Origin of the sequence: Candidatus Chryseobacterium colombiense (assembly GCA_029203185.1) — a bacterium.
GTDB lineage: Bacteria > Bacteroidota > Bacteroidia > Flavobacteriales > Weeksellaceae > Chryseobacterium > Chryseobacterium colombiense.
Genome location: CP119310.1, coordinates 3,858,733 through 3,882,455, shown reverse-complemented (window position 1 = coordinate 3,882,455; position 23,723 = coordinate 3,858,733). Strand labels below are relative to the sequence as shown.

26 protein-coding genes and 1 tRNA gene are annotated in these 23,723 nt (G+C 29.1%); 15 read left to right on the top strand and 12 right to left on the bottom strand.

What is annotated here, in order from left to right:
- From tsaD to P0Y62_17690, 3 genes are read left to right on the top strand one after another with little or no spacing between them, the layout of a single operon-like run.
- Positions 1-1,017, top strand: coding sequence for a tRNA (adenosine(37)-N6)-threonylcarbamoyltransferase complex transferase subunit TsaD (tsaD, locus tag P0Y62_17700; GenBank protein ID WEK69638.1), 1,017 nt, complete (start codon positions 1-3; stop codon positions 1,015-1,017).
- A complete protein-coding gene (locus tag P0Y62_17695) occupies positions 1,017-1,427 on the top strand; it encodes a hypothetical protein (protein ID WEK69637.1) in 411 nt (136 codons plus the stop codon). Before tsaD ends, P0Y62_17695 begins: the two co-directional genes overlap by 1 nt.
- A 17-nt stretch (positions 1,428-1,444) precedes the next feature.
- The gene (locus tag P0Y62_17690; GenBank protein WEK69636.1) at positions 1,445-2,140 is read left to right on the top strand and encodes an RsmE family RNA methyltransferase; all 696 of its coding nucleotides are present in this window, start codon (positions 1,445-1,447) and stop codon (positions 2,138-2,140) included.
- On the opposite strand, the gene P0Y62_17685 is transcribed toward P0Y62_17690, so the two are convergent.
- A complete protein-coding gene (locus tag P0Y62_17685) occupies positions 2,137-2,670 on the bottom strand; it encodes a hypothetical protein (protein ID WEK69635.1) in 534 nt (177 codons plus the stop codon). The two genes, P0Y62_17690 and P0Y62_17685, sit on opposite strands and share 4 nt — an antisense overlap.
- Before the next feature lie 27 nt (positions 2,671-2,697).
- Positions 2,698-3,369, bottom strand: coding sequence for an RNA methyltransferase (locus P0Y62_17680; protein ID WEK69634.1), 672 nt, complete (start codon positions 3,367-3,369; stop codon positions 2,698-2,700).
- Between the two features lie 78 nt (positions 3,370-3,447).
- Between P0Y62_17680 and P0Y62_17675 the strand changes: the two genes are divergently transcribed.
- The 6 genes from P0Y62_17675 to P0Y62_17650 all read left to right on the top strand — a co-directional run bounded on the left by P0Y62_17675 (position 3,448) and on the right by P0Y62_17650 (position 10,686).
- The gene (locus P0Y62_17675) at positions 3,448-4,464 is read left to right on the top strand and encodes an asparaginase (GenBank protein WEK69633.1); all 1,017 of its coding nucleotides are present in this window, start codon (positions 3,448-3,450) and stop codon (positions 4,462-4,464) included.
- A 55-nt stretch (positions 4,465-4,519) separates the two neighbouring features.
- A tRNA-Ser gene (locus tag P0Y62_17670) sits at positions 4,520-4,606 on the top strand.
- Positions 4,607-4,824: 218 nt separating this feature from the next.
- On the top strand, positions 4,825-6,027 hold the full coding sequence (locus tag P0Y62_17665; GenBank protein ID WEK69632.1) for a site-specific integrase: 1,203 nt from the start codon (positions 4,825-4,827) through the stop codon (positions 6,025-6,027).
- A 60-nt stretch (positions 6,028-6,087) separates the two neighbouring features.
- A complete protein-coding gene (locus tag P0Y62_17660) occupies positions 6,088-8,565 on the top strand; it encodes a DEAD/DEAH box helicase family protein (protein WEK69631.1) in 2,478 nt (825 codons plus the stop codon).
- A 182-nt stretch (positions 8,566-8,747) separates the two neighbouring features.
- Complete coding sequence (locus tag P0Y62_17655; protein WEK69630.1) at positions 8,748-9,626, top strand: AAA family ATPase; 879 nt, start codon at positions 8,748-8,750, stop codon at positions 9,624-9,626.
- Positions 9,604-10,686, top strand: coding sequence for a DUF3871 family protein (locus P0Y62_17650; GenBank protein WEK69629.1), 1,083 nt, complete (start codon positions 9,604-9,606; stop codon positions 10,684-10,686). Before P0Y62_17655 ends, P0Y62_17650 begins: the two co-directional genes overlap by 23 nt.
- A 41-nt stretch (positions 10,687-10,727) precedes the next feature.
- Here the strand turns inward: P0Y62_17650 and P0Y62_17645 are convergent, their stop codons facing one another.
- From P0Y62_17645 to P0Y62_17610, 8 genes are all read right to left on the bottom strand, one after another.
- Positions 10,728-11,261 carry a hypothetical protein gene (locus tag P0Y62_17645; protein WEK69628.1) on the bottom strand — a complete coding sequence of 178 codons (534 nt, stop codon included), beginning with the start codon at positions 11,259-11,261 and terminating at the stop codon, positions 10,728-10,730.
- A complete protein-coding gene (locus P0Y62_17640) occupies positions 11,258-11,608 on the bottom strand; it encodes a hypothetical protein (GenBank protein WEK69627.1) in 351 nt (116 codons plus the stop codon). Before P0Y62_17640 ends, P0Y62_17645 begins: the two co-directional genes overlap by 4 nt.
- The gene (locus P0Y62_17635) at positions 11,598-12,968 is read right to left on the bottom strand and encodes a hypothetical protein (protein WEK69626.1); all 1,371 of its coding nucleotides are present in this window, start codon (positions 12,966-12,968) and stop codon (positions 11,598-11,600) included. The genes P0Y62_17640 and P0Y62_17635 overlap by 11 nt, the downstream gene beginning before the upstream one ends.
- Positions 12,961-13,365, bottom strand: coding sequence for an ASCH domain-containing protein (locus tag P0Y62_17630; protein WEK69625.1), 405 nt, complete (start codon positions 13,363-13,365; stop codon positions 12,961-12,963). The genes P0Y62_17635 and P0Y62_17630 overlap by 8 nt, the downstream gene beginning before the upstream one ends.
- Complete coding sequence (locus tag P0Y62_17625; protein ID WEK69624.1) at positions 13,362-14,888, bottom strand: PIN domain-containing protein; 1,527 nt, start codon at positions 14,886-14,888, stop codon at positions 13,362-13,364. Before P0Y62_17625 ends, P0Y62_17630 begins: the two co-directional genes overlap by 4 nt.
- Complete coding sequence (locus P0Y62_17620) at positions 14,872-15,399, bottom strand: nucleoside monophosphate kinase (GenBank protein ID WEK69623.1); 528 nt, start codon at positions 15,397-15,399, stop codon at positions 14,872-14,874. Before P0Y62_17620 ends, P0Y62_17625 begins: the two co-directional genes overlap by 17 nt.
- Before the next feature lie 219 nt (positions 15,400-15,618).
- Positions 15,619-15,990, bottom strand: a complete 372-nt coding sequence (locus tag P0Y62_17615; protein ID WEK69622.1) for a hypothetical protein — start codon at positions 15,988-15,990, stop codon at positions 15,619-15,621.
- 78 nt (positions 15,991-16,068) lie between these two features.
- Positions 16,069-19,119 carry an SIR2 family protein gene (locus tag P0Y62_17610; protein ID WEK69621.1) on the bottom strand — a complete coding sequence of 1,017 codons (3,051 nt, stop codon included), beginning with the start codon at positions 19,117-19,119 and terminating at the stop codon, positions 16,069-16,071.
- Positions 19,120-19,391: 272 nt separating this feature from the next.
- Here P0Y62_17610 and P0Y62_17605 point away from each other — a divergent pair, with 272 nt between their 5' ends.
- Positions 19,392-19,739 carry a hypothetical protein gene (locus P0Y62_17605; GenBank protein ID WEK69620.1) on the top strand — a complete coding sequence of 116 codons (348 nt, stop codon included), beginning with the start codon at positions 19,392-19,394 and terminating at the stop codon, positions 19,737-19,739.
- Positions 19,740-20,063: 324 nt separating this feature from the next.
- Here the strand turns inward: P0Y62_17605 and P0Y62_17600 are convergent, their stop codons facing one another.
- Positions 20,064-20,294, bottom strand: coding sequence for a helix-turn-helix transcriptional regulator (locus P0Y62_17600; protein ID WEK69619.1), 231 nt, complete (start codon positions 20,292-20,294; stop codon positions 20,064-20,066).
- A gap of 181 nt (positions 20,295-20,475) precedes the next feature.
- Between P0Y62_17600 and P0Y62_17595 the strand changes: the two genes are divergently transcribed.
- From P0Y62_17595 to P0Y62_17575, 5 genes are read left to right on the top strand one after another with little or no spacing between them, the layout of a single operon-like run.
- Entirely contained in the window at positions 20,476-21,051 is a 576-nt protein-coding gene (locus P0Y62_17595) for a tetratricopeptide repeat protein (GenBank protein WEK69618.1), read from the top strand.
- Positions 21,052-21,068: 17 nt separating this feature from the next.
- A complete protein-coding gene (locus P0Y62_17590) occupies positions 21,069-21,449 on the top strand; it encodes a hypothetical protein (GenBank protein ID WEK69617.1) in 381 nt (126 codons plus the stop codon).
- Entirely contained in the window at positions 21,418-22,065 is a 648-nt protein-coding gene (locus tag P0Y62_17585) for a hypothetical protein (GenBank protein WEK69616.1), read from the top strand. The genes P0Y62_17590 and P0Y62_17585 overlap by 32 nt, the downstream gene beginning before the upstream one ends.
- 39 nt (positions 22,066-22,104) lie before the next feature.
- Entirely contained in the window at positions 22,105-22,479 is a 375-nt protein-coding gene (locus P0Y62_17580) for a hypothetical protein (protein WEK69615.1), read from the top strand.
- 6 nt (positions 22,480-22,485) lie between these two features.
- A complete protein-coding gene (locus P0Y62_17575) occupies positions 22,486-22,932 on the top strand; it encodes a JAB domain-containing protein (GenBank protein WEK69614.1) in 447 nt (148 codons plus the stop codon).
- Positions 22,933-23,333: 401 nt separating this feature from the next.
- Here the strand turns inward: P0Y62_17575 and P0Y62_17570 are convergent, their stop codons facing one another.
- Complete coding sequence (locus tag P0Y62_17570; protein ID WEK69613.1) at positions 23,334-23,690, bottom strand: helix-turn-helix domain-containing protein; 357 nt, start codon at positions 23,688-23,690, stop codon at positions 23,334-23,336.
- Positions 23,691-23,723 lie beyond the last annotated feature (33 nt).

The window sequence follows — 23,723 nt, the reverse complement described above, 5'->3', positions numbered from 1 at the left end:
ATGAGCGACTCTATAATTTTAGGTATCGAATCGTCTTGTGACGATACTTCAGCAGCTATTATCAAAGGAAATGTTATTCTTTCTAATATTGCTGCCAATCAGGCAATTCATAAAGAATATGGTGGTGTGGTTCCTGAATTGGCATCAAGAGCACATCAGCAAAATATCATTCCCGTTGTTGAAAAATCTTTACTCAAAGCAAATATACAACAAAAAGCAATCTCTGCCATAGGCTTTACACGCGGTCCCGGACTTTTGGGCTCTCTTCTTGTAGGTACATCTTTTGCAAAATCATTGGCCATGAGTTTGGATGTTCCTTTAATTGAGGTAAACCACCTTCAGGCACACATTTTAGCACATTTTATTGAGGATGCAAATCCTATGCCGCCTAAATTTCCATTTTTGTGTCTTACTGTAAGCGGAGGCCATACGATGATCGTCTTAGTGAAGGATTATTTCGATATGGAAATTATCGGAAAAACTATTGATGATGCGGCCGGCGAAGCTTTCGATAAAATTGGAAAAGTATTTGAGCTGGATTATCCTGCAGGTCCTATCATTGACAGATTAGCCAAAGAGGGAAATCCTGATGCGTTCAAATTTAATAAGCCAAAACTGGAAAATTACGATTATTCTTTTAGCGGAATTAAAACTTCAGTACTGTATTTTATCCAGAAAGAAATAAAAAAAGATCCTGATTTTATTAAGAATAATATCAATGACCTTTGTGCTTCCGTTCAAAAATCCATCATTGAAATTTTAATGAACAAACTGGAAAAAGCAGCAAAAGATCTGAATATAAAAGAAGTAGCTATTGCAGGAGGAGTTTCTGCCAATTCAGCTTTAAGAAAAGTGATGCAGGACAATCATGAAAAACTGGGCTGGAATATTTATATCCCGAAATTTGAATACACAACTGACAATGCCGCAATGATTGCCATGGTTGCCCAACTGAAATTGGAAAGGGAAGAATTTACTGATCTCAGAACAACGGCGACAGCGAAATACGATTTATAATGAAGATATTATTGGAAGAAAAAGTACTGGGGACACATTCTAAAAAGAACTCAAAATATTATTGGGTTTTAGAAACCGTTACAGGAAAAAATGAAGTCATTTCCGAAGCTGAAGACGAGGATTATTTAATGGTGAGTTCAGAAACAGGATATATTCAAAATATAAAAGAAGAGGTTTTGGAAAAAATAAATTCAGAGCATGTTTTCAGCTTTCCTTACGAACCTAAAGAAGGAGATTATCTATCCATTAAAAACAATTTAAGAAAAAATGAATATCTGAATATGATTTTCCTGAACAATAATTGGGTTGAGGAAATTTACATGTGTTCTTACAGAGACTGTGAGGGTGATATTTATACCACGATAAAAACAGGCGTTGCATTTTTGAGCGAAAATGAGATCTTTTTTTAAAAACAATACCTTTTTCTATGAAACTTTTTTTTGGAGAAATAAATAACGAGATAGTAACCATCAACGATGAAGAACAACAGCATATTGTAAAGGTTCTTCGTATGAAAAACGGTGAGGAAATTCATGTAACAGACGGAAACGGGAATGTCGCCTCAGGAAAACTGGTGATTGAAGGAAAAAAAGCAAACATTGAGGTTTCTGAAATAAAAAGAGACTTTCCTGATTTCAGCCCAAGGCTTCATATTGCCATTGCTCCAACCAAAAATATTGACCGTATCGAGTTTTTTGTGGAAAAAGCTGTAGAAATGGGAATTTCCGAGATTAGCATCCTGCAAACCGAAAAGACAGAACGTAAAAATATCAATATTGACAAGCTGAGAAAACAGGCCATTGCAGCCTCAAAACAAAGTTTACGTTTTCATTTTCCTGTCATTACTGACTCAATAAAGGTTTCAGATTTTCTGAAAAAGATCAATCCTGAAAATACTTTTGTGGCTCATTGTCATGAAAACCTAGAGAGAATCCAGCTTAAAGAGATTCCACATTTAGAAAATATTACTTTTCTCATTGGCCCGGAAGGAGATTTTTCGGAAAAAGAGATTTCCTTTTTAGCCGAAAATAAGATCAAAGCTGTTTCACTAGGAAATCAAAGGCTGAGAACGGAAACGGCAGGAATTTTTGTAGCGGCCTGGAATTACAATAAAATGATCTAATTTTTCTCTTTAAATCTTTTTATTGGCATTGTCAATCCGATCTGAAGAGTGTTAATTGGGAAATTTTCGGCTTTTAATAATCTGAAATTATAGCCAATACTAAGTTTTCCTCTATTTCCACCGAATCCTAAATAAGGCATAACGCGTGGGATGACTTTTTGAAAATTGGTTTGAAACTGCATTTCAGCTCCCATTGAAATTCCGGCACTGGAACTGACCCCAACTTTAGGAGCCATAAAAAAACCATATCTATTGTTAATGATAAAATCACTTCCGGCATAATACACTTTTGATGCTCCGTGGTTTCCCCCGTAATCAATTACTCTTCCGAAAACCAATTCAATGATATGCATTTGTGAAGCTCTGAAAGTCTCCGTATTATCTCTCGCATCGCCTGCATAATGATAGCCCACTAATATGGCGGGAGAAATAGTTGTTTTCATTCTTCTGTAAGCCAAAGTATCAAATTTTACCTGGGCAAAGAATAAACCTGAGGAAATAAAAAATAACAGTAAAAATAGTCTTGTCATAAAGCTTTTTAATTTCAATTATAACTTTTAAAAATCAATATTATTTTCATTTAAATATTTTTCAAAAATCTGATCACCGCTTCTCATTGAATTAACCGCCCATCGGATTTTCATTCTCAAGAGTTTTTCTTCGTTAAGTTTATAATCAATACCTGACCTCATCAGTTTTTGTTTCAATTCATATAAACAGATTGAAGCCGCCACAGAAACATTAAAACTTCTTGTAAAACCATACATAGGAATCGCTAAGGTCTCATCTGCAAAGTCTAAAATCTCCTGCGAAACGCCTTCCATTTCGGTTCCGAAAACCAGGGCAATCGGCTGAATGATTTCATATTCCGGTAAAAATTTAGCATTATTTTCTAACGATACCGCAACCATTTTATAGCCTCTGTCTTTGATCTTCTGAAAAGACTCCATATTTCGGGGTAACTTTTCTACTTCAACCCAGGTATCTGCACCCTTTGTTACTCTCAGATTGGGCTCAAAATTATGCTCTTCCTGCAATGCCACTACTTTATGAAAAGCGCACGCTTCTGTAGATCTAACAATTGCCGCTGCATTTCTAAACTGATAAACATCTTCCAAAACCGGCAGTACAAAATCTGAACTTTCAGGAGCAAAATGTTCTATTTTTCTTAATCTTTCTTCCGTTAAAAACTGTTTGAGGTAATCGTATGTTTTTACTAAATCTTCCATTCATTTTCAAATCTTTGCAAATTAACGTAATTTTGAGGAATGAACCCGACAAAGGTCTAAATTCTTAATAAAAGTTACATGAAACGAAAAGTCCTTCTGATATATACCGGTGGAACCATTGGTATGGAAAAAGACTATGAAACAGGAAGTCTCCGTGCTTTCGATTTCGGAAATATTTTTGAAAAAATGCCGGAAATGAAGCTGATGGAATGCGAGGTTTCTCTTCACCCTTTTGCTGAACCCCTGGATTCATCAGATATGGGACCAAAGGAATGGAGAATGATCGCCAATTACATCCGCGAAAACTATGACCATTACGACGGATTTCTGGTTCTGCACGGAACAGACACCATGTCTTACACCGCTTCCGCATTAAGTTTCATGTTAAAAGGGTTAAAAAAACCGGTTATTTTCACAGGCTCACAGCTTCCTATAGGGGATTTAAGAACTGATGCCAAAGAAAATCTTCTGACCAGTTTATATTATGCAAGTTTGTATGAAAATAATGAAGCAGTCATTCAGGAAGTCGCCATCTATTTTGAATATAAATTATTAAGAGGAAACAGGACCTTAAAATATTCAGCCGAATTTTTTGACGCGTATTCCAGTCCCAACTATCCTATTCTGGGACAGTCCGGAGTGCACCTGAATATCATCAAAGACAATCTTTACCGTTGCGATCCCACTATAGAATTCCACGTAGATGAACATATTTCGGAGGACATTCTGTTCTGGAGAATTTTTCCGGGAATGCATTTAAATCATTTTAAGGAAATCCCAAGAATGAAGGTACTGATTTTACAGGTATTTGGATCCGGAACTATTTTCAGTAATGAAAAAACCCAGGAAACCTTACAGGAAATCAGAAATAAAGGAACTGAAATTGTGGTGGTGAGTCAATGTATTTCCGGAGGCATTTCGTTTGGAAAGTATGAAAACAGCAATGTTTTTTCAAGAATCGGAGCCATCAGTGGGAAAGATATGACGGCAGAATGCGCTATCACAAAAGCAATGCACCTCATTGGCAATCCTTCCTACCAAGGAAGCTTTGCTGAAAATTTCACCAAAAGCCTTTGTGGAGAAATTTCTGACTAATCTTTTATTAAAATTTGCAGATTCAATAAAATACCCTATTTTTGCAATCTGAAAAAGAGAGGTGTCCGAGTGGTTGAAGGAGCTACCCTGGAAAGGTAGTATACGGGTAACTGTATCGAGGGTTCGAATCCCTTCCTCTCTGCAACAGACTTGTAAATCAATGATTTATGAGTCTTTTTTATTTTACAATACCTTTATTCTTAGGTATTTATACTTTATTACATTTAAAGTCTCTGCAACTGCATTATTTAATCAATTCAGAAATTTCAGTTTTAAAGGTTGCATAAAAGGTTGCAACTTTTTTCTTGAGGTTGCATATTAAGCATTTAAAAATCAATACATTAAAAACCTAAATAAGTAATGGAAATAAACAAGTTAAATATCTTGTTTGTTATTTCTAAAAGCAGAATTAATAAAGCTGGTTTAGCACCATTATTTTGCAGAATAACATATCAAGAGGAAAGAAAACAGTTTGCTGCAGGATTATTCGTTAATCCATCACAGTGGAAAAATAACAAACAGAAAGCACATCCACCCAATGAGCATAATAAATTTATTAACTCTCAACTAAGCCTGATTAAGAATGAAATTAATCAGGCTTTTTTATTCCTTCAGCTTCAAAAATCCAACTTTGATACTGAGAAAATCTATAAGCAATATAAAGGTGAAACCCACAATGAGGATAAGACTTTAATGGATGTTTTTAATTATCATAATAACAAGATGAAAAGCTTGGTAGGAATAGAATGTTCCATTAACAGTTGGGAAAGGTATCATAATACACACAACCATATTAAGGATTTCCTATGGTCTAAGTTCAGGAGAAAAGATATAAAACTAAAAGATATGCAGTTTAGCTTTATTACGGATTTTGAATATTTCCTTAAAATTGAAAAGAAATTCAAACCTACAACAACCTATAGGAGTGTTGGAAGATTGAGAAAGGTTATCAGAGTAGCTGTAGCAATGGATTATTTAGTTAAAGACCCTTTTCTATTATATAGAACTAAAGAACCCAAAAAAGAGATTGTCTATTTATCTATGGAAGAATTAAAATCTATTGAAAACCATAAGTTTGCTTCTGACAGATTACAGCAAGTGGCTGACATGTTTATTTTCTGTTGTTATACAGGTTTAGCATTCCAAGAGATGGCTAATCTTAGAAGGGAAAATATTATAAAGAAATTTGATGATAATCTATGGATAGAAATGAACAGACAAAAAACAAAGAGAAAATTTTCTGTTCCTCTCCTATCAAAGGCTATTGGTATCCTTGACAGGTACCTGGAGCAAGAAAATCCTTTACCTGTAATATCAAATCAAAGATTTAATTCTTACTTAAAAGAAATTGCAGAAATAACAGGAATAAATAAAACACTAACTCATCATATTGCCAGAAAAACCTTTGCTACAACTATTTTATTGTACAATGACATTCCAATAGAAATAGTCTCCGAATTATTGGGACACTCTAAAATTTCTATGACACAAGAACACTATGCTAAAATTATGGATAGCAAGGTAAATGATTATATGATAGAATTAAGTAAAAAGCTAAAATGACTTCATTTATTAACTGTGTTGTAGTAATTTTACAGCACAGTTAATATCAATACTAATAAAATGCAACAAATTCAAGTTGAACCATTTAACAATATACCTATAAACTTTAAAGAAATTAATGCATCTGATTTTGATGGTTTCATAGTTGAAGGCAATGGAAAAACAGTAATCAAACCCACTAATGGATATATTTCGAACTCCTTATTAGATAATATTGACCTCTACAAAAGTGATACAACTATCATCAACGCAAGTGTTGGTCAAGGCAAAACAACAGCAGTAATAAAATTTGTCGAGAGATATTACAAAAATCAAAATTATATTGTTGTTATTGCAACGCCTTTTAAATCACTCATAGAACAGTATGAGTCTAAAATTAAAAAAGAAAGTGGGTTCGACAATATTATCTTTAATTATCAAGATTTTGAGAATGGTTTGGTAAATAAACAAAACTTTAAATCTTTACATCAGAAACCTATACAGCTTATTACCATAAACAGCTTACTTGGGAACTCTGGAGATATTGCTCTTAAACAGTCTGATATAAAAAGAGAATATTTTGAATCTCTAATAAATTATGCAAAAGATAATGGGAAAAAAGTAATATTGATTTTAGATGAGATTCATGAATCAATTCATAATTTTAAAGAATCCTTAATTTTTAATCTTTTTAAATGGAACTCTGTTATTCACAAAAACATTGTATTAAGTGCAACATTCAATGAGGCTTCAAAAGTGGTTATTAAATACCTTGCAGAATTAACCGATAAAAAAATCAAGATAATTGAATCTGCAAGACAACAGGTTGAAGAAGAAAAGTTGAGTGATTTGCATTTATGCATTTATGACAGTTACCAATACCAAGCTAATTCTCCAATTTTTGAATCACTATTTATTGATGAAGGAAAGAATTTTGATAAAATACATATTCTATCATATTCTAAAAGATTAGCAGAAGATATTCATAAATCACAATTAGGAAAAAAATTAGAAGATACATTTGGAGAATTTAATTTATGCACAAGTAAGAATAATAAACCATTTGATGAAAAAATTTGTAACATTGGTACTGTTTTTAAAACTGGAATTAGTATAGAGGATAAAAATTGTGCTTATTTTATTATTCTACCACCAAAATCAGCATATTCGGATATTAAGAATAGAAGACAATTAGGAATATTTTTCGAAGGTATATTTAATGTTGTTCAAGCTGTTGCAAGACCAAGAATAAAGGCTAATATTTATATAATTATGCCCTCTCCAGACAAACTCATTAAAGTACCTGAATTACCTGAAAATTATATCAAAGCTACAAGTTTAGACTATTTGCCTTTTGATGACGAAAATAATCATGCTAAATACTATAATATAAATTCTCAAGATTCATTATTAAGGTTCTTTTATGCCAATCTGAGAGAGAATCAAGAAAGTGGAGAAAAGTTTGTTGATTCTAATAACATCAGTATTGTACCTGTATTCCCTAATTATGAAAAATATAAACTAACAGATGGAGAGAAATTTTACAGAAGCTACTATGAAATATTTGGTAAAAATCTTTCAGATTATGTTTATTGGGCAGCTTGGAACAATCAGTTTGTAAATTGTAGATTAAAAAGCATTATTAAAACTTCATCATTATTCATATCAGAAGGATATGTTCAAAATACCCTTGATAAATACTACAAATCTGTTTTTTCTGCAAGTGCATTTTTCAATATGCATTCCGATAAAGATTCTTTAATGAAATTTCGTTCATCATTATTTTCTAATAATATTTATTTCAAATCATCAGATAAAGATGATTACAATTTTATTGGTCAATATAGAAATTCTTATTTTGAAAAGCAGGTTATTTCCTTTATTCAAAGATATAAACGACCTTTTAATTTTGACATCAAAAAGATTGTTTATAAACCTGATGGATTTGAATATATTATAGAAAATAATAGATGGAAAAAGAAAACACCTAATGATGTTGACATTTCTAAAGAAACATATTTAAGGTTAGCAATGCTATATTCCAATGAAATTGATACTATTCCTCAAAATTTAAAAGATGAGGAGAAGAATTTAATTTCAAATTATAAAAGACTTTTTGCTTATCGAGAAATTTTATTAAAAGAATATGTAATTCTAAGTAAAAGAAGAGTTGAACATTTACCTATTGACAAGGATATTAATTTCAAAACTGAGCATCAAATTGAATTATTAACTATAATTGAGAATATTAAAAAATTTGACAAAAACATTCAAGCATTTAGTTTTTTACAAAAATCTAAAGATTTAGTACCAATATATAAACTTTTAAAAGATTTATTTTTCAAAAAAACAACTATCACAAGAATTTCTACAGATAGTGATCCTGAACCTATAAAAGTGTTGAAATTTGAATTATTTGATTTTCCTAAGAAAGAGGAGTACATTAATTTAGTTTACTCAATAGATAATGCTTGGTTACTTCAATCAGGTAATATTCAATGGGGACAAGAAGATGTAATTGATGAATATTCAAATGACCCTTTTTATGGAAAATATTAAATAATGTCTATTTTTTCTATTTTACTATATAAGACTTTACAGTAAAATTTGGACATTTTTCAAAACCAATCTCAAAAATATTGAGGTTGGTTTTCTCTTTTTTGGCAGGTACCTGGAAAAGTATATACTTCAAATAATTGAAGAAATTAATTTTTATAATTAACCATTAAACAAAAAATATTATGCATTTAAGACAAAGCGAAAGAAAGAGAGCTAAAATTAAAATGGCTCTGCAAGGTGCAAGTGGAACAGGAAAGACTTATTCATCCTTGCTCATAGCAAAAGGAATGACAAATGATGATTTGTCAAAAGTAGCTGTAATTGATACAGAAAATGGAAGTGCTGATTTATATGCTCATTTGGGTAATTACAATGTTCTGACAATGACACCACCATTCACACCTGAGAATTATATTAAAGCTATTGAAGTTTGTGAAAAAGCAGGAATGGAAGTCATTATTATAGATTCAATATCTCATGAATGGGATGAACTATTAGATTTTCATTCTAAATTAGCGGGAAACAGCTTTACCAACTGGGCAAAAGTTACACCAAGACAAAAGGCATTTGTAGATAAAATTCTTCAAGCCAATGCTCATATTATTACCACTATGAGAACTAAACAGGACTATGTATTGAACCAAAAAGACGGTAAATACATTCCTGAAAAAGTAGGTCTGAAATCAGTTCAAAGAGATGGATTGGATTATGAATTTACTTTGGTTTTTGATATTGACATTAAGCATTTTGCTGTATCAAGTAAAGACAGAACTGGCTTATTCATGGGAAAACCTGAATTTCAGATAAATGAATTAACAGGAAAGCTGATTTTAGATTGGTGCAATAGTGGCGTACCTGGAAACCAAAATATTCTTAATGAACAGCAAGTGATACAACAAATCCAGTATTGTAATAATATTGCTAAATTACTGGCTTTGTACAAACAATATCCTGAATTTCAAGAAAATCTTAAATCTCATTATGAAGAGAAAAAGAGTTTCTTAATACAATTATCAAATCCTAAAAATTATTCAACAAATGGACACACTAAGACACATTAAGCCTGCTACATTAGAGCAGGCTTGTGATTTAAGACCTGCCAACACTACACAAATTAAAAAGGTACCTGGAGATGATAAATATATTCCAACTCCAGGTAAGGCAAAAATCTACTCAGATTCCTTACAAAGCCAAAATGAATGTGTTCATAAATCTTTTATAGAAGCCAATACACAGGAAATTAATTTACAACACTTAAAAAATGACTGTATCATACCAGTATTCAGCAAGGATAATGAAAAAACAATCAGTCATCAGGAGTTTATAGAAATCTCTCAAAATTGTATTTCTAATGTATTTCCTAACCATTCTATCAGTGAACCTGAAATAAGGGTTTCTCATCAAATTAAAGGTAGGACTCCAGGTGCTATTCATAAGAATGTAAAAGATTTATTAGAGCATGAGAAAACTATTTATTATGAAAGAATGGCTTTTATCATTAAAATTCCAACCATTACAGATAATATTAATGGTAATGAGCTATCACTGACAATTGGCGGAGTTAGAGCTTATAATCAGGAAAATTTGTATAATAAGAAGACTTTTGAAAAGTTTAAATTTTTTGTTGGTTTTCAGAATAAAGTATGCTGTAATCTTTGTGTTTGGAGTGATGGGTTTGTTGACGATTTAAAAGTAAGCTCCTATGAAGAACTACAATCTAAACTTTTCCAGGTACTTAACAATTATAATGCGGAGAAACATTTATCCGAAATGAAACAATTTGCTGACTATTCATTAACTGAACATCAGTTTGCTCAATTATTAGGTCGAACAAGGTTATATCAGCATTTACCTAAAAAAGAGAAATTAAAGATACCAATGCTTCAATTTACTGATGGTCATATTAATACCATTACTAAAGATTATTATGAAGATGAAAGTTTTTGTAGAGATAATGCTGGAGATATAAACCTTTGGAATCTCTACAATCTCTTTACACAAGCCAATAAAAGTAGTTATATAGATACGTTTTTAGATAGAAATTTGAATGCTTTTGATTTTACTAAAGGTATTCAACAAAGTCTCAATGATAATTCTGATTATCGTTGGTTTTTGAGTTAGAAAGTGAGCCTGAAAATGGCTCATTTTTTTTAATTGGTGGGTTATTTATTAATAGGTTTAAATAACATTTTAAAAAACTGAGCTTTTCTTTCAGAAAGTTTCTTAGAAAATTCACTTTGATAAGTTTCATCGCCATGAATCTTATCCATACATTCTGCATATACATCCTCTAAGTTTAATAGTTCCTCTGTCAAGCTATTTCCTATTTCCTGATAGCTTGAGATAATAGGAAGTAAAATGTCATTTTCAAAATCTCTTTTGAGAGTTTGAAACTTACCTATTTCATGAGATTTATAATCTAAAATATTAGGTCTTGTCAAACAAGACTTTATTTCTTTTGAAGATTCTACATAAGTTTGTTTAGTATTGTCAAAAAAAGAGTTGATTTTTTCAATATTTGGATCTATAAATACTTTATAATACCAATTAGTTTTTCTCTCTTTTTTTCTTATTCCATAGCTTAAAATTCTTTCTATAATGAAAAGTATAATAACTATTGAAGAACCAATTAAAGGAAAATAGTCCTTTAAGCTTAGTTCAGTATCTGCTACAGTACTTAGAAGTAACAGTTTCACAGCTTAAATAAATTGTTAAAATCCACATTAACTGAATTATGTGCATTTCTTAATGCATCATTAATGTTTTCTTGTAAAACATTAATAGTTTCAGGATTATTACTTAGAAATTTAAATTTATATTTTGTGTTAAATTTGTCTTTTAATTTTTTGTAACTATCAAAAAACAATCCTAAAAAAAAAGATGGATTTATAGATGATACCCCATCCGGGATTATAACATAAATAACTTCAGAACTATTGTCTATTTTATCTAAGTTTAACTTTTGTCTTGCTAATTTTCCTTGTGGACGTCCTGTGAAAACTGAACTATAAGAGTTTTTAAAATCTCCTAAATTAATTTCCATTGTCATTTTTTTTTAATTTTTTGTTTAAATGTTTTTCATTTAAGTAAATCTTTACTGAAATCATTGTTCCAGGAAATTTACTATCCAATGTAAGAAGATTATTCTTATCTGGCTCGCAATTCAAATCATTTTCCGTGTTCAAAGATAATAAATATGAGTCATTTTGTATATAGGGTTTATACTTATTTGAACAAATTAACAATGTATTACCACTATAAATTTTTAAAAACGGAATGAAGCCTTTGTCTATATCTTCAAAATCTCCGAGTTCCATAAAGCTGCCAATAAATTTCATTGTTCCCGTTCCTCTACTTTGATCCTCGTACTTTAGGCGGCTAATTCCTTCTTGTAAAGCGAGTAAGGTAAATATATTTTCCCTACTAAAAGCTTTGAAATTATCTTTTTTTTGTTTTTCTTCTATTAGACCATACATTTGATTATTCTCATGTTTACTACCTTCCAAACCATCATAAAATGAATATCCAAAATTTAAAACATTAATATTTAAAACTCCTACCAAATCTTCACTATTTTCAGAAATATTATTAACCGAAAATGTTGATGTTACATAGTAAGTATTGAGAGGACTGTGATCCTCTGCATTATTAAGAATCTCGGAAATTATACCTTCTAAATCATTTCTTCCACCTTCAGTAAAACAATATTTACTTAATCCAAGACATTCATTTAAGTAGTTTACTATTTTTGTAGTATAAACATCTTTTTTATTTTCTAAATAATGTTTTTTTGATTTAGTCCCTTTTAAATAGCCTAAATGTTGGAATGGAATTTCATCTTGAGAGATATTAAAATCTTGCAAATCAAAATCTTTTATACTTTTATATAGAAAGAGCATCCTATTTACCTTACTATGAATAGAATTTCTAATTAAAATACTAAAAGATTGGTTTTTTATAGTTAATTTTCTATTAAGTTTATCAGAATAGTTTTTCAATTCCGTTAATATAATATTTAAAAAGAAAATAGTTTCTTCATCAATTTCTTTACAAAACGAAAAATCAATTAAGACTTTATCTTCTTTGCATTGAATTATACTATTAATTATCTTACTAAAAATTGCCCTTGTCTCTAAATTGTTGTTTTCAAAACTAAAGATTTCGGGTATCTTTATATCATACAAACAGTCTTCGAAAGGGAATACAAACCCAGTAGATACTAAAAATTCGTTTAAATTTGACGAATTATTTCTTATAATATATTGATCATTTTTTATAGCACTTCTATAAATTTTAATCTTAATATTAGATGTGGGAGAATATTTTTTTTTCCTTTTTCTTTTTAATCTTTTTCTTTCTCTCTTTTTTGCTAATTTTTTTAAAAGATTTTTATTTTTATTCATTTTTGGCGTTTTTAGGCCTATCATCCTTAAAATAATAGGAAAAAGACTGTGGAGGAAGAAGATTAAAATCTTCTTTTAAATCTTTCGGTATTTTATACTTTCTAAATTCCTTAATTTTTATGGCAAATCCTGAGTCTTTATCTTGAAAATATTCATAAAAATATTCTTCTGTAATACCAGCATGCATATGTGTTAATTCCCACAATTCATCTAACTTATCTTTAATAATATGTTCTATGTCAAATTCTCCAATAACCTTTTGCACAGGTGAAGATGCATAAACAATTACAGTTTCTACGTCTTTGTTTTTAAAAATAGATTTTCTAAACTCGAATTTTTTAGTTCCTTCAAAAATTTTCTTCGCAAATTCAGGTTTAATCGACAATACTACTTTCATTTTCCAATATTTCTATATGCGAATTTAACTATTTTTTTAAACTGTTCGTCATTCAACTTGTAGAATCCTATACCTAAACTGCTTGGATTTTCTAATACTCCTATATCAATTAAATTTTTTAAAGTGGGCTTGGGAGTAGGAAAGGAAAAAGCATGTAAAAAATTAATAATAAATGGTTTATAGTCTCCTTTTTTATTCCACCACTTATTTAGTAAGTCCTCCTTATTTATTAATGTTCTTCTATTACAGCTATTAAAAAAATCGTCAAAATTTTTAAAATCAGTCTTTATACCTTCGACAATACAAATTGATGTAATTGTACTGGAATGAATTTTTGGATCAGTTTCTCCAATCCTGTAAACTAAAAATATGTCTCCAGATTTTAAATTTCGTTGTGGAGAGTGAGAGATATATACTTTTCCAATCCTGTTTCTGTGAGGGGCATTTTCTTGATAAAGAGTTTTATCCTCCTTTGTATTTATACTATCTGGAAATAGTTCAGTATGATATTGATGTTCTATTTTAATAATATATTTATTAGTCTCTTTTGAGAAAAAAGGAAAGCTAATTCTTGGATTATTGATATCAATTATATTTTTTTTAGAGAAAGGTTTAAAATAAACTTTCTCCTCTCCATTTGATGTAGTTTTTATCCCGTGATAGATGAATCCCCATTCTTCTAACATTTCAATTAGTTGTATTTGTTCAGGTCTTTTATCAAAAATAGTTACGTAAATTTCATCAACTTTATACTGAAATGCATTGTCAAACACTATTTTTAAAAATCTTTCACCAATTTTATATCCATTTCCAGTAACCTTTAATGTCCCTATTTTCAGCCTTCTTTTAGTTTTAAATACAGGAGTAATATTTGAATAATCTTCGCCTTTATCTTCTACTTTAATAAAGAGAAATGCAGATAAAATACCGTCGCTATTACATATGTAACATGGATTTTCTGTCTTTTTGTTGAACCACCACTCAAATTCAGAATAATCTTGTTTGAAAGAATCAAAAAAAGGATCAGATAAATCAATTTGTCCGAAATCAGCTTGCCTAACAGCTAATATATCATATGGAACTAAACTGGGATTTTCAGCCGTAACCTTTTCAAGAAATTTTTGAATAGTAAATACTCTGTCATTAATATTTAAAGCTTCTGCTTTTTTATGAATCTTTTTATCTTCTGAAATAAGAATATCTATGCGATTTTCAAATATCTCATTTAAGATTTTAGTATCATTTTTGTCATTCAAATCCTTGTCAAATTCAGTGCTTATTTTAGAAATATTTTCTTTAAAAGGAGCTAAATACCTGATTTGATTATAGTTTTCAACTTTGATGCTCATAGTTTCTTTTGCATCATTATCCCTAAACCTATTTAATTCTTCAATGGTTATGGGATGTATATATTTAGAGTATTTTAGATTATCAATCCATTTAAATAATGTTCCTATTTCTGGTCTATGAGCTTTATTTGCTTCTCTGTGAATGATTATATTAGTGTCAAGAAGGATTTTCATCTTTAATATGTTTTAATAAATTTTCAAGGTCTTGATTTAAAATGAATAAAGGTTTTTTAAGATAGTCAGCTAAGAATTTTGCGTATTTCACTTCTTCATCTTGAAAATGAATTAAGAAGTCTAAATCATAAAATTTAGAGTCTCTTTGTTCCAACCTTTTTTTTATCTCAGTTGGTTCATCAATTTTTATGCTTAATGATATAGGATTGATCTTTTCAAAAGTTTCGAGGGTAACTTTTTCAATTTCGTCTTGCTTATTAATAAGACAATAATGACCATCCAAAAGGAATTGATTATCATTAGTCACAATTTTTTCTAAATTAACAACAAGTTTATTTTGTGTAAAAGTGATATTATTAACTTTCTTATTTTCTCTATTGCTAATATCTTCCCATTTCAAAACTTTACTCGCTTCAAGATGGATTAAGCTTGATTTAGAAAGTATTTTTTCAGCTGTAGTACCTTTACCTGAGCAATGTATTCCCCCCAGAAAGTATATATTATCAAACATATTTCAGTTTTATGGTTTATTGAGTTCTCCTTCATTTTTTACGGAAGACGCTCAGTATTAGTTTTTAACAAATTTATATAATCTTATTTAATTTATTTTATGGATTACCGTAATTTACTTGAAAGGGTATTAAATATAATTTTGGATAATTTCTTAATACTTCTTTTCTCTTCCTCATTTTCTGTTCCAACAAGTATATGAGGAATCATTTTGGCCATTCTATTCTATTTTTGTATATAATCTAAATCTATTGGATCCTTCAAAATTCAGTTTACAAACCATCTGCATTGGTGACTGAGATATAAATGTTTTACACTCTAAAATAACCTCATCAATATTTTCAGGAACTTCATTAGAGTTATAAACTTTAAAATGTAATCTTAAAGTTGTATTTTCAGAATCTTGAAGAGTTTTTATAAGCTTTATAGCATAAAACATTTCAGACTTATCATTAACAATAATTGCCAGTTTGGACCAATTGGGGCTTTCATTTATTTCGATAGTTATTTTTTTATTGTCATTTATAGAATATGGAGCAATATTAGTAGATTCCCAATATCCATTAATATGTTCTCTAAGTTCGTTAATCATAGTTAATTGTTTTTTGTAGTGATGAATTTATAATATTAGGAATTTGTGTTAATAGATATTCGTCGAATATAAATTTTATTATTTTATTAATTTAAAATAAATTTTCATTAGCTCTTCATCTTCATTATTTGTAAGATAATCCTTTAAAATAGTTTGAATGTAAGGAACTTTTTTAAATTCATTAATATAAACATCAGAAGTGTCATGTTTTAGCCATAAGGGATTAAACAGTACCGAAGGGTATTTAGATAAATTTAAAAGAAATTTAAAGTAGTTGTTTTTTATTGATATTCTATTTACGTATTTTTTATTTATTTTTTTTGTATAAATGAGATAAAAAAAGTTCAAAATTGAATAATCCTTATAACCATTTAAATGGTCATTATTCTCTCTGTTTTTTAAATATTCTTTAATAAGGTTTAGATATGTAGTAAATACATCACTATTTTCATCAAACATTTCATTTTGGAATGCTAAAAAATATGAGTATTCATTGGGAGAGTTGTTGTCACTTACTAAATATTTGTGCAATTGTGTTTTGAAAATTATCTTATTTTCTTCACTTAAGACTTTATATATAATATTGAATTCACCATAATTTTCATTGAAGTTAAATTGTGTTATATCAAAATTATTCAATAAAAAATTATCATCCTTTATTCTTATGAATTCTAATATTTGTAGGAAATTCGCATCATATTTTTTCTGCTCAAGATAAATTTCCAATATTTTTTTTACAATTTCTACATCTATTTCATCCTGCTTTTCAACTAAGATGTTTCTCAGATATCTATACTCAAATCTCCTTTCAGGAAATTTTATAAATTTTATAAAATAATATAATTTTTCAAGTAACACATTCGAACTTTCTTTTGGGAATTTGAAATATGCCATTACAATTAGAATATTATTTAGAATACTTCGCATAATATCTGAAAAATCATTATCTGCGAATAACTTACCTTTAAAAATGTTGTTTTCAGATATTGAAGGTCCCCAAAAATTACTTTCAGTAAATGATGACGAAAAAAAGTTAGAAAAATCATTGATAATTTTATTTATTTCTTCTTCGCAGATTTCAATTTCTTTTAATTGATTATCATTTATTGATTTGAAGAAATCTTCATGCTTTGCTTCACTTATAATAAATCTTATTAGGAAATGATTAAAATAATTTAAATGAGGACTTCCAAAGTTAGGATAATTTCGTTCTTCTCTTTTTACAAACTTAATTGAGTACCCCACAAGAAAAGCATTTATTGATTTTTGAAATGCAGTGGAGATCATTGAATACCCATTACCAATAATAAAATTGTCTTCAATGAAATTTTTCAAATTTAAATTAGATTTATATAAATTATTTATATTGGAGTTTGAAGCACTACCTCCATTTTCAATAATAGATTTTGTTTTCGGAATATCATTGTATATTCCATCAATTTCATCACAAAGATTCTGAATATAGATACCATTTTTTATTTCTCTTAAAAATTCGAAAACCTCTTTATCAACAAAATATTTTACCTTATTTAATTCCGAATCGATATCAATATTTTTAGTCTCAGCTCTTATTTCATCTATTTCTTTTTCATCTATAGTTCCACCATACATAAAATGAGACTTTTTACCAAGTCTATACATGTTGAACTTTGCAAGAAATGAAACTTCAAGTTTTTTAAGCTTATTTGCCTTTACTAAAATTTGTTTGTAAGAAATGTATGCTTTATAAAAATCATTCAATTGAACAAATCCATAGGCATAAGAAAGATCTTCTGCGAGGTCTGAATTTTCAGTAATCGTGTAATTATTCAATTTAATAATTGCTTTATTAAAATCAAATTTATCTATACAACAATTAATACAGTCACAGCTTTCGTTTTTTTTAATCTTTTCGAACAAATCAATTTTTGTTTTTCTATCTGAAGAATAAAAACAAAAACTATCAGGTCTTTGAGTCGGCTTTGCAATATCATAAATACCAGAAAATAAAAATCTGTTCAAAATAAAGTTTAACTTATCTCTTTCATCTTCCGTGAAATTTTTATCATCATAGCCTTTATATTCTTCAATTATATTATATAGTTCTTCATTAAAACAAGTTAAAACATTGCCCATTAAGTTGGATTCTCCTGAATCGTTTTTATTCCCTTTATTAATAGGGTATAAATTTGTAATAAATGTAGAAGGCAATATTTTAAAATATCTAAATCTAATTAATGAATTGTAAAGTTCATCTATTATTTGCTGTCTGTTCAACTTATCTCCACAATTATTCTTATGCTTATATAAATCAAACTGTTTGATATAATTTAATAGTTGGAAAACTTTTTTACTTTTATTAGAAAGGTTGATTTTATCATCTCCAAAATTCTCTAAATCATTTATTTCTTTTTTTGCTTGATTATAGTTAATGATATTAATACCTAAATTTTCGTAATAAAGTTTTTCAGTTTGAGATATGCTATCAGAAATATTAATTAGATATGCTCGTTGGTGATGTTTTTTCAGAATATATTGAATTTCTCTACTTAAAATTTTTAAATTAATATCCGAAAAACTATAACCTATAAAGAGGATTATTTTATTGCTAAAAAGAGATTTAACAAAAATTTCTTTTAATGTATTGAGTTTAGAGAACTCTAAATAATCATTTTCTTTTAAAACAATATTATGATTTTCAAAGTCGCCATGATACTTTATCAATAAATTTTTAAACTTTGCATAAGGTAAATCTTCATCTTTCACCACAACAGAAAAATCTAATCCTTCATTTTCTATAATTTGTTCAAAGAAATTATCATAATTAGTTGTAATAATATGTTGCGGATTTAATTTAAAAATCATTTCATGAAGATTATTATATTTTTCAGTACTGTCTTTATATAGCAGTTCTTTTACTATATCGTAATATTCTTTCTCTCCTTTTTCATTATAGAGTAATTGAGCTATTTTTAGTGCATCATCACCTCTAATTTCTTCATTTAAATTCTTCTTTATTCCTTCAAGCAAACTTCCCCAAAGAGGAAGTCCTGAATCAAGAGATATTCCTGAACCAGCAAAGATTACCAATCTGTCCGTAACTATAGCTTCTTTTAGAATTGATATTTTATTTTTTATTTCACCATTCATAATATAAATTAGTCATTGTTTCTTCTAATTTTTAAAAGTACTCAAAATCAGTGATTTTTTTTACTAAAAAAAAATCTTGAAAAAAATTCTTCAAGAGCAAATCCCCTTATAATAACCCCCACTCATCTTTAGGAAAGGAAAACCTCTCCCCACCATTTATAAGAATATAAAAATTTTACAGAAACAATTATAAATTCAAGTTGAAAGCTGGGTTTGTTTGTGCTGTATAATTCAGTTCTTGTGGTGTTATTTCTAACTCAAAATCAAAAACAATGGTAAGAATTATCAATTACAAAAGAAGAGTAGCAGAGAACAAGGAGTTCTTTGTACTTGAAGTTTCAGGAGGTATTGAAATGGTATTAAGCAAAACTACAGGAATGTATTATGCCACCTCTAAGAAAGCCACTATTACATCTACATTCGATGAAGAAACCTGTAAATCTTTAATTAGCTCAGAATTTCCTGGTTCAATTGTAAAGGAAGAGTGTGAGCCTTATGAATACACTATTCAAGACACAGGAGAAATCATTACATTGTCCCATAGGTATGTTTACAGAGCAGAAGAGCTTACCTTTTCTAAAGTATATTCAGCTCCAGGTAACTTATCAATGGCTGATTAAATTTCCTAAAATGTCCAAATTTTACTGTAGAATCATATATAGGTTCAGGTAGAATCTGGACATTTTTATTTTTTTAGCTGTACAAAATTTCCTTTTATATATAGTGTAAGGAAAAAATGTGCAGAAGAATTTAAAAAACCTTAGACTGCACCTGGATATATAAAATATATCAACTCCAAGTTTGGTGCGAAAATCTTCACAATTTTGTTATCTATACTCGCAGATACCTGGAGATATAAGTATGCATGATTGCTTTAACATCAACAAAATACAAGATTTCCTTTATCCAGGTTTGATAAAAGGATATGTATAAATAGCTAAAACTTATTCAGATAAACTTTTGAACTTTAGAATCTCAAAGGTTTCAATTTCTAACTTTTGAGCAATAATATGCAAAGTATATGCAGTAGGATTGGTATTTCCTGCTTCCAACCTGGACATATTAGACTTTTCAAAGTTGCATAAAGCCGCCAATTCAACTTGAGAAATATTTTTCTTTTCTCTAAGCTGTTTTATACGCTTTCCTATTGCAACTTGATACTCTTTTTTATCCACTTTGGCTATATTAAACAATAATTAGAATACACTTTAACTACGGAAAACCGTAAGGTAATATGATAAACTCTAACTCTATTTGTTTATTAATATTAATAGCCAAAAGTGGTCATAAATGATAATTGTATGGTTATCATAAATGATACATTTGTTATATTTGAAGAACTTTAAAATTTATAAAATGAAGAAAATATTACCCTTATTACTATTTCCAGTTTTTTCGTTAGCACAAACAGCTTTTAATTCAGGTTTTAATGATGGATATAAAGGTGGGTATTGTTATGATAAAGGATTAAATTGTCAAAAACCCATTCCTCCAATTGCTCCAATTCCAAATGCAAATGAAAAAAGTACAAGCTATTATGATGGTTATAACAGAGGTTTTGCAGAAGGTTTGAATAAATCAAAAGAAGCTGAAACTGCTAAATACAAAACCTCTTCTGGTGAATTTGTAGAAGACAAAATGTACAATCCTTATCAGAATGTTAACAATGTAATTCAATTAGCAATGCTTTTGAAAGAATCAAAAGGTGTTGCAATAACTCACTTGGAGGATGGAAATTATCAAGCTGTTGCTAATATATGTTATGCAGGATTAAAAGTTTCTCCAAAAGATTCAGAATTTATGTTATTACTTGCTCAAGCATATAGGGATAGCGATAATTTGGAACAAGCTCTTAAATGGTATAAAAAAGCCTATCAATACAGAAGAGGAGATAATAATCTCAAAGAACTGATTAAAAGTTTAGAGAAGTAATAATTAAAAGTATAATAATGAATCTTGATTTCAACGATACTTTTTACTACATAAGCTTAATTGTCATTGGTGCTCCTGTGATATACTTTCTTACAAAGTCTGGGTTTTCATATCGGGAAGAAAAAAAGACAGTTTTAATGTCACTCTTTTTAACTCCAATCTTAGTATTACTTTTAATGTCAGTCATTTTTGGTATAGATAAAACTACTAAAAATATTGGGGATTTGTTTGGGGATTTTCTACACTTCATAATTTATATAGTTATTGGACTCATCTTCTTAGGGATTTGTTTGGTTATATTAGTTTTCCTAATAGCAGATAACAAAAAAGATGTTATTAACAGTATAAAAGATAGAATTTTAAAAATTGGAAAAGGAATTGGAAGAAAAAATAAATAGATCACTTTATTGTCTAAAAGAACTCAATGACAATCCTTTTACATTACAAAAGATTGCTTATTGGTTGTATGAATACAACGATTTATATAGGGGAATCAAAAATTATTCTGAGAATCTTTGTAAGCAATGTCACAAATGGAAACAAGAAGGATTGCCTTATGACTGCTTACAAGAAGCAGATTATTGTACTAAGAGATATAGGTATTTTACGAGCTTTTACGAAGAGGTTGAATACGGTGTTAAAGTTCAGGAATTAGATGCAGTTTGTAAAGTTGCAGTTGAAGAATACAAAACCTACAACAATGACTCACAATTAAAAGAATGGTTGATAAAGTATTTTGATATTGGTTATAACAATCTGGCAATTTTCTATTATGATCATTTGGATTATTCAGTTGATGAAGATGAGGTAATTCATCCACATTTTGGAAACTCGCCAATAGGAGAATTCGGAGTTTGTATTGACAGAAAATATTATGAGAACCTTATTGATTTTGATGAAGCATTTAAAATGCTTTTTTATGAGAGAAAAGTTTATCCAGAAAAACTAAAAGAAATAGAAGAGGAAATGCAGAAGGTAGCTATACCTGTTGTTCCAATTCCTAAAATTGATTAACAGCCACCTACGAGGTGGTTTTTTTATACCCTTACATTAATGAAAAACGATATTTATGATTACTTAATTTTTAAACTTGACAGTGAGTATGCGGATTATGAATTTGACCTTATTTCAATTCCACCTTATGAATTTATTGAGAATGATTTGGCATTAGAACCTTATGAATATTTCGGCGAGGTCAATAAGATTTTAGAGCGAAGAACAAAGCATATTCTGTTATATTTTAATGCAGATATATTGATGAGAGTAGAATTCCTCTTTCCAGGTAACATTGCAGATTTTTTTAAACAGAAATTAGAAGAGATACAGGATATCGAATTACCTGAATGTATGATGCTGATTTTAAGGAAAGATAAGAAATTCACTGTTTTGATGTATCAGAATAAACTATTACAAAACAATTTAAACTAAAGAAAAATGAATAACACTATATCAGTTTCTGAAATCCAGGTTTCTTATAAACCTAACAAAATTGTGAGTTCAAAGATTACTACAAGCTTTGATGCTGTTCAAATTATAAGAAACTTTTGGAATGAAGAAACAATACAAATGCAGGAAGAAGTAAAAGTGATTTTACTTAATAATTCAAGCTATTTTTTAGGAATCTACAATTTATCCACAGGTGGAATTACGAGTAGTTTAGTAGATATCAGACTTGTATTATCAGTAGCATTAAAATGTTTGGCTCCAGGTATTATATTAGTCCATAATCATCCGAGTGGAAATTTAAAACCAAGTTCAGCAGATTTGAACATTGTAAAGAAATTAAAAGAGAGCTGTAAGCTTATGGATATTACTTTGTTTGATAGCATCATAATTACAAAAGAAAACTACATGAGTTTTGCTGATGAAGGATTATTGTAATGCTATAAAATAGGAGCAGTTTTAGGCATACATTTATTTAAAGGTAACACCAGTGGTTGAAGGAGCTACCCTGGAAAGGTAGTATACGGGTAACTGTATCGAGGGTTCGAATCCCTTCCTCTCTGCAAGACCGAAAGCTTATCGCTTCAAAATGGTCAAAAGTAAAAACCTGTATTCATCATGATTACAGGTTTTTTGTTTCTGTAGGAAATCACAAATAACCAAAACAACGATAAGAAAATTTATTTCAAATGACAAAAAGTTCATTAAAGGCTTTTATACTTCCTTTTGATTTAATTCTAGGTCATCTTAGAATGAATAGTTGAAATCTTATCATTGACCGTAAACTGTTTGTTTATTTTCCTAAGGGAATAAACTTAAACTCTAAAAAGCTATGTCTTTTACTTCCCAACAATCACTTTTCGATGTTCGGTTCCCCAGTCAGCCAAAGTATCAATGATTTTTTTTAACGTCATTCCATATTCCGTCAACTGATATTGCACCGTTACAGGTTGTGTGTCGTTCACTATCCGTTTTACGAGCTGGTTCATTTCCAGTTCTTTCAGCTCTTTACTAAGCATTTTATTGGAAATACCTTTCACATCGTTCAAAATATCAGAAAAACGCCGTTTGTTATAATAACAAACCGATGAAATTATAGAGATTTTCCATTTGCCGTTCAATACATCCATTGCATCGTGAACAGCCATAATTTGTTTTCTGTTTGTGTCGTTATCCGAGCAGTTAATTCCCTTCATAAGTTACTTTGTTACTCAAAAGTTACTGTTACT